This window comes from Endozoicomonas sp. ALE010, from assembly GCF_049310165.1.
Lineage (GTDB): Bacteria > Pseudomonadota > Gammaproteobacteria > Pseudomonadales > Endozoicomonadaceae > Endozoicomonas.
The window spans coordinates 25,501-33,069 of the sequence record NZ_JBLYNV010000061.1 but is presented as its reverse complement, the minus strand read 5'-3'; the positions used below and the strand labels follow the sequence as shown (position 1 = coordinate 33,069).

8 protein-coding genes are annotated in these 7,569 nt (G+C 47.4%); 1 reads left to right on the top strand and 7 read right to left on the bottom strand.

The window, feature by feature from the left end:
* Positions 1–83: 83 nt before the first annotated feature.
* Positions 84–299 (bottom strand): hypothetical protein, encoded by a 216-nt coding sequence (locus tag ACO6UY_RS19835; RefSeq protein WP_422448485.1) that lies wholly within the window; start codon positions 297–299, stop codon positions 84–86.
* Positions 300–844: 545 nt separating this feature from the next.
* Here ACO6UY_RS19835 and ACO6UY_RS19830 point away from each other — a divergent pair.
* A complete protein-coding gene (locus tag ACO6UY_RS19830) occupies positions 845–1,129 on the top strand; it encodes a helix-turn-helix domain-containing protein (protein WP_422448487.1) in 285 nt (94 codons plus the stop codon).
* 55 nt (positions 1,130–1,184) lie between these two features.
* Here ACO6UY_RS19830 and ACO6UY_RS19825 read toward each other — a convergent pair whose 3' ends face one another.
* The 6 genes from ACO6UY_RS19825 to ACO6UY_RS19800 form a co-directional block, all read right to left on the bottom strand.
* Positions 1,185–1,490, bottom strand: a complete 306-nt coding sequence (locus ACO6UY_RS19825; RefSeq protein WP_422448489.1) for a hypothetical protein — start codon at positions 1,488–1,490, stop codon at positions 1,185–1,187.
* A 372-nt stretch (positions 1,491–1,862) separates the two neighbouring features.
* Positions 1,863–2,423, bottom strand: coding sequence for a TIGR00725 family protein (locus tag ACO6UY_RS19820; RefSeq protein ID WP_422490962.1), 561 nt, complete (start codon positions 2,421–2,423; stop codon positions 1,863–1,865).
* Between the two features lie 6 nt (positions 2,424–2,429).
* Positions 2,430–2,609, bottom strand: coding sequence for a hypothetical protein (locus ACO6UY_RS19815; protein WP_422448493.1), 180 nt, complete (start codon positions 2,607–2,609; stop codon positions 2,430–2,432).
* Between the two features lie 91 nt (positions 2,610–2,700).
* A complete protein-coding gene (locus ACO6UY_RS19810; protein WP_422448495.1) occupies positions 2,701–4,098 on the bottom strand; it encodes a glycosyltransferase family 2 protein in 1,398 nt (465 codons plus the stop codon).
* Positions 4,099–4,124: 26 nt separating this feature from the next.
* Complete coding sequence (locus ACO6UY_RS19805) at positions 4,125–5,054, bottom strand: glycosyltransferase family 2 protein (protein ID WP_422448497.1); 930 nt, start codon at positions 5,052–5,054, stop codon at positions 4,125–4,127.
* Between the two features lie 232 nt (positions 5,055–5,286).
* Positions 5,287–7,539, bottom strand: coding sequence for a dynamin family protein (locus tag ACO6UY_RS19800; RefSeq protein ID WP_422490960.1), 2,253 nt, complete (start codon positions 7,537–7,539; stop codon positions 5,287–5,289).
* Positions 7,540–7,569 lie beyond the last annotated feature (30 nt).

Genomic DNA, 7,569 nt, shown 5'->3' with positions numbered 1-7,569 from the left:
TTTAGTCGAAGAATTGTGCGGGCATGATTTTTTTACCTCTTCTGTATCTCTCGTGGCTGTAGTGCTTCAGGATTCATCGGGAATTACTGCAGATGAGCGTATTCCAGATCGCTCTCAGCTTGAAGCGCAACGCCCATCATACTACTGGGAAAACGGGTCATCTTACTGCGACCACCACTGTTTACGCGACGAACAGGATCCCTCATTGATTGCTGGCAGAGGTCTAGCCCTTTCTCACTGAGGCCCCACTGCACAGCATTCACTTTAATGTATTCTAACAGTGCTGATGAATTATTCATGATCAACTCCAGTTGTTGTTATGTTGTCCATACTTTTCACGCTAACAAGCTAATCACTTCCAGAAAAGCAAACGAGGAAAACTGTTTAGTTTTTTTCATGAGCAAGCACAAGTTGTGTTTTGGCAGCTTGTCAAAGCTTTTAATGCTTTTAATGCTTGAAAACTTATATTTTTCCAATTACAAATTTCGCCAATCCGTTATTAATCAAATAGTTAGATTAGCGACAAATGTCGTAAAATATCATTAAACCGTTTGACAATTTTAAATATTTTATTATAAATTACGGCAACTTAACCCTATTTTGGCAGCTCTATGATTCACTTATAAGTGAATCATAGACGTTTTTCTGAAGTATTCCACTACAATTAACCACACTATATCCACCTGTTCGTTTAGTATCGTTGGATAATCAGGCTAACTCACCTTCAATAACTCTTGCCCCATTTGAGATATCTCCTCTTTCTCAGCTAGCTATTACTTAGTATCCTTCATACCCTTCACCCGAGAAAGCTTACTTCTACCATTGACATTGCTGGCTTACTTATATGACCGATAAAAACAGTGACCTGGAAATATCAGAAGGCGAACATAAGGAGTTATTCTTTAAAAAGGTAGGTAAAAATATCCGCACACAGCGGATAGCCGACGGGAAAAGTCAGAAGGAACTGGCTAAGAGCGCACAGCTACAACCAACTTATCTTAATGAGGTAGAAAAAGGCAGACGCAACTTCTCCATGCTAATTCTACTGAAAATCAGCAGAGCTCTCGATATTGCTCCCAAAAAATTACTGCAAGGCACAGATAGAGATCTGTTAATGAATAAGCAGTAGGTAAATCATGCCTGAAGCAAACCATGTTCAAATATCCTACAGCATAAAGGTCTCTTTATTTCAGGCATTGAGCAACATAAACGCTATTACCCGTTGCAAACCGAACAACTCTGCCGTCATCCGACACATCCAAAATCTCAGTTACTGCCGATGTCAGCCAGTAGTCCTGCGCAGTGTAGCTACGGGCAATTAAAGAACCACACAGAACAGACAAACCTACTTCTATCCAGCCATTTCTATCAGTCAATTGCTTGCCGTTGACGCGATCAACAGGGTGAAGCAATGGACCTGAATCTCCAGCACCATCCCCGATACGACTTAACTGATAATTGCTTCCAGAGGGAAGCCGAGCCTTCTTCATGTTTATCTTCCGGAATACGTTCTTAGTGGGCCTCACTAAAGTTTGACCTGATAATCCGTTTTGAGTTCAACTCGTATTCGGACAAGTAACAGGATTGCTCTCCTTTTTCTTCTCGAAAGCTATCGATGAAAAAGGATAGATACCACCTCACTGGATTCAGCACAATTTTTCACTATTTGGAGTTGCTTTGTGAGTAAGGCGAACTTTTCATATCCAGGCCAATAACATCTGCAGCCGTTTATTATCAGGCATCTAAAAATCAATCAGAAAGACATCTCAACAATTCTTCCTGATTGATTCACACTCTCTTCTACCAGTTTCTTGACTATCGTAAGACGCTATTTCCAGCAAACATCACAAAAAACCAGCTTATCAAACAGCCGCCCGTTGCCGCCTGTTATAAAGCGGGAGATATTCATCAATAATACCGACAGCCTCAAAGGCATTGTCGACCCCAAATACCCGGTCATCCCTGTCATCCCGATAGCGCTGACGGTTATCGATCTTTGTATCTGCCAGCTGGCCACTCCAGCCCTCTACCCGATACGCAACCATAAGCCTTTTCATTGACCAGGCCATTGCTATCTCTGATAGCGTACCGGCACCACCGCCAATCGCAATCACTGCATCAGCCTGAGCCACGATCATATTGCGAGCAATGTCCAGGCCGGTTGGAATCACGATATCTGCCGCCGGATTTGCCTCCTCCGGATCATTACCCGGAAGAATGGCAATGATATCTCCCGGACTCCACGCTTCTGAATCTCTGGCTCCTGCACTGGCAGCCACCATGATGCCACCACGCCCACCGGTCACGACACGATAACCGGCATCAATTAACAGGCGACCAAGATCGAATGCCAGCCGGAACTTTTTATCGGTTTCCTGAACACCAGCATCGCCGATTACGGCAATCATTTTCTTTTTATCCATAATGAATCAAATCAACTCCGGGCTTATCTCACCATCTTCTGTACCACTGATCTGATAATTCTTTTCCATAATGCCAGCGATCAACTTTTCTCTTTGTTCACGGTCAGGTCCTTTCCCCATACCAGATGGCTCATAAAGATACAGCGGTGTTTTTATCCAAACCGGGTTCCGGGTCATTCTGACCATGGGGACCATAAATGCCCAGTCGGATGCCAGATCACAGTATTCACCCGTTTCTGAACGTAATAACTCATCCGGGATGGCATCAAAAAGACTTTTACGAAATGAGCGTAAATGTTGCCAGACATTTCCCCCCCCTGTTGTTGCCCTCGCGGGGACAACTGAAATCAACCGGATAATCGCACACCTTATCGGTTCGAATCATGGAGCCTACGGTAAGATCTGCGCCATTGTTATAGGCTTCAGCGACGGTTTCAATTACCCGGCTGCCAATCAGACAATCGTCCGCATCCAGAGTTATCAGAACGGATTCCGTATTATCACAGATATAACGAGCAGCCCAGACCATATTTGCCAACAGGCTTCGCCGTTCTGCCACAGCAATAAAAGTAACCTTATTCTTGTAGGGTGAAAGAGCCCACTTTATGTAATCCCGACAACGTCTACTGGAGTCATCATCCATCACCACGGCACCCCATTCATGTTCTGCCACAACCTTCTGCCTTAACATTGAGTCAAGACAGCGCTGAAAACGGGAAGGTTCAACATTCCGGCCACAGACAAGAAAGATAAATGGCTCCCTACGTCTGGGCCCCAACCAGCAGGCGATATCACCTTGCAGATCCACATGACCTGCCTGGGTCTTTGGACAAAAGCCAGCCTCTATCTGATTCCTGATGGTCTGTAATGATGCCAGGTCCTTCTTATACTCATTGGTAGGATGAATAAAAAACAGCTCGCCATAACCACCACGCCATGAAGACCAGTCACCCTGACGCACCACATTGTCAAGGCTGCGGTGCCAGGCGAGTGCCACCCTATCATTTCCAGCCAGTGTGTTAGGCCATGGCCGGGATGCCAGTAATCGCTTACGGTCAAACAATGCTCCACGCACTTCTATCCGACAGGAGTTATCCGTAAACCAGAATGATGTATCCATGTTCTCAGGAGGTTTAGCACCCGGTTTATAAATAGGCAAACTGGCTGTTAATGCTTTTGGATCGCTGCGAAGTGTATGAATCATATCTGCCAGCCAGTCATGTTCAGGATCAATGCGACCAATCAACAGGTCACTGTCCAGCTGTAATACATAATCTCCACTGCACGCTTCTACACCCTGTAAAAATGGCAGCAGTGGTGCTCCCTGGACAGAGTGTGATGACAAACTCTTCAGCCCAAACCACCGGTAAAACACTTCCGAGTCAGGTTTGCACCAGACGACCTGATCAATCCAGTCCTCACTGATCAGCCGCTCTACCACTTGCTGAAAAACCGATGGATTTGATACCCCATAAGCCCTGGTAAAATCACTGGTTCGACAATCCACTGCCAGAATCCGTTCATAAAACCCAACCGGACTTTCCAGGTGAGTGAGCAGATGCTTAACCTGTGCTTCTATACTCTCCCACTCCATATAACAGCTTTTAATCAGCAGAGAAACTCGACTATCACTGTATATCTGATCCTGTTCCCGCCGGGTAGCTTCAACCACCATAAAATCAGATGCCGGTTCAAATCGGTTCAGATCCTATGAGGGCAGTTGGCGGAATACATCGACAGCAAAACCAGATGAAAGCCAATAGTTTCTGGTGTGAGTTTTTCCCTTTCTGGCATCTGTACTGAAATGGGTCCTTCATTTTCAAATCGCCAGTCAAAGAGCCGATAAGCCCGGTCGAGAAAGGCCTCCTGCTGTGCAGCGTTCATTAATGGCCCATATTTCTGATAAAACCGCTCCAGCCCTTGATGCTTTTCCTTGCTTGCAGGCGAAGATAACCTGGGTCGGCCTGCCTCAGCATAATGCCTTACCGTATGAATACCGGTAGATACAACTTGCGTATCAATATTACAAAGACGCAGACAGAGATCCCGGTCAGTGCAGCTGCTGAGCTGTTCATCAAAAAGCCCTGCCTGCAAAATCGAAGAGAGTCTTACAAACAGGTTGGAGCCCTGAATATGCGGGTTACCAACCAACAGCGCATCTGCCGTCAGCCTGGCGGGAATGCTTTGGTGAACAACGTCATCATCGACATCTTCAACCCGTATCAAACCACTGACCACCATATCCTGTGATGCACTTATCTTACCGGCACATACCGAGAGATGACTGGGCTCCCAATAATCATCATCATCCAGAATTGCGACCCAGACATTGTGCACATCACAGCTGGCATTACGCAGCAGAAAATCCAGCCCGGTATTCCATGCACCGGCAGCACCCGGGGTACGTTGATTGGTAAGATAATGACCATGAGGAAACAGTTCTTCAAACAGCAACTGGCTCACGGACGGTCGAAGAAACCGATCATCTTCGACCAGAACCACAGTATCAGGCACGAGTGATTGATTCAGGATTGAGGGAAGTGAACGGTGACGAAGCAGGTCATTGCGATTTTTCGTAGCAACCAGCACAGCAATATGGACGGCAGGCTGCTGAATACCCGGAATAAACATGATATTCCCTTGATAGTTACCGAGGAATAACATCGTGCGCTTCGATACCAGCAAGGGATGGCTATCTCCATCAATCTTCTGGTTACTGATATCCCGGCGATGCGACTGTCGAATGACAGAGAATAGATCATCTACTCTGAGTCAACACGGCCCGGTTACTGGCTAAGAAGTTCAATCAGACATAAAAAATTGCCGCAGCCCGGCTCTTTTAATACCGGGCTAAACAGCCATATCAAGGATTTATCGTACTTAAATCTTCAGCCAACATTCCAAGGAGCTGATCATACTCTGCCATAACCTGCTGACGGTTTTCCAGGTCCTTGCCCAGCTGTTCAACGTCGTTATTAAGGTCTCGGGTCAGTTCCGGAATAAATGACTCTCCTTCTGTTGTCATGGTGGTAAGCATTGATGACGTATTGCGGTCAATCTCGGCACTCATCTGTTCCACCAGAATACCGACCACACGGCCCTGTTCCTGGCGAAGTCTGGCGATACTGTCGTTTTCCACCGTCGCGGAAGTAAACTGCTGACGCACTTCATTAATGTACTGATCCATATCCATGGTGATGGCGGGAACGGTCAGGCCGGCCAGTGCATTTTCCAGTGGCAGCATCACCGCATTGGGGTCAAAACCATCGGCAGAAAAGTCGAACATTTCACGGATCAGTTGTTTAATCTCCTGCCGCAGACGGTTGATATCCACGGCTCGACCAAGGGCTGAGATCAGCTGTTTCTCGGTTTCAAGAACGAAGGTTTCCAGCTTATCCACCGCCTGTTGCACATTGGCGTAGGTGTAGTTGATGGTACGGTATTGTGTCTCGTACACAGTTCGGGTACTGCCCCATGAGAATGGGTTATACCACTTGGAAGCACTCACGGTTCTGGCCACCTCATAGGCTTCCTGTTTGGTGCCGCTCTCGGTTTCCACCCGTTTGGCATCCAGCGCCATGGCTCGCAAATCCAGTAATAACTGTTGCATCTGCTGTTGCAGCGCCTGCTGTTGCTGGCTGAAAATCTGCTGAATCCGTACTTCGCCGGTTTTGATACGTTGGATAATAGTGGCCTGTTGTTTGGCCAGCGTCTCCAGGTCACCTTCGGCCAGCTGTTTGCGCCGATGGTTAATATCGCTCTCCATCTGTTGCAGACAGTGCCTTACCCCAAGGCGAGTGCCTTTGACGATATCTGCCAGGCGGCTATCCAGAATGGTGGTTTTATTCCTGCGTACCTCATCCATGCGTTTATGGACTTTGTTAAAGTTGGCCAGCTGCATCAGTAGTTGGGGCGAAAACTCAAAGCCGGGGAACATGGTGTTCAGCTGTTTCAGGCTATGCGCCTCTTCCTCACTGAGATCGGTACCTTTAATAGCCAGATCATAGCAACGACTGGAGATAAAGGTGGGCGGCAGGGCTTTTTGCAGGGCAGCAAAAATATAGCCTTCGTCGTCCACACTGTTTTCCCGGTTGGCCTGCCCTTGCAGACAGACTCGTTCCACATTCTGCTGCGCCAGATTATTCAGCTTACCGGTAATTCCGGGCAGTGCCTGAGCGATCGACGGATAGTTGTGGTATTCATCCAGCAGCGCACTGTCAAACACCGAGCCGATCAGCAGAATCTCCCGAATGCCCTTATGGGGAATATTCTGGGCCAACAGCGCCATATCGAGCATATCCATAAACTGGCTGCAATAGCTGAGAAAGAACACCACATCGCACTGACCGATAAACTCCTGGGTGCGACGACCACGGGAGACAATCGGATCGTTCATCCCCGGCGTATCCACCACCTCAATACCATCCAGACCGGGAACGTTCAGTTTCAGTTCGGTGCTTTTTACAATCGGGGTAAAGCGCCCCTGGGCACCAACAAAATCCGTCAGTTTTTCAATCAGATTCTGGTTAGAATCTGCACCATCAATACGGTGAATCGTTCCGAGATAATCCGTTACCGTAATGCCAGACTGTGCCACCATGGCCACCAGTTCACAGCATGCCTTTTCCTCTTCGCTCGGGCGTGGGGCTTGGGGCGGGCGAGTACTTTTGCCTCTGGAAGCTGATTGTCCAGAACGAAAAGCCGCTAAAGCCTGCTGATATATACGATCATTTTCTTTAACTTTGGCAGCAGTTTGTTCTACGGTTTGCCACTCTGCCACAGTATAAAACTCTACCGATGCCTCTGGCTGTTCCGAGTAGGAAATACGGGTCAATGCCGCCGTCATTGGCGTTGCTGCTTTGGGCAGAATATCCTGACCATTAAACAGTAAACTGTTCAGAAAAGACGACTTTCCTCGTTTAATCTGGCCGATTATACCGATTCGTAAGAGTCGGCCTTCCTGCTGGGCATTGGCGATATCATTCTGAAAACTGGTCGCCAGCTGATGCAGGTCTGCAAAGTGGTTGGGGTGGATCGTTTGTTTGAAGGTTTGGTAGCGGTCTGACAAGGTAAGTAACCGGCTACTGATGGCTTGTGTTTGGTATTGTATGTTCATTTATATCTTGGCCTTAAAAAATTATTCTCG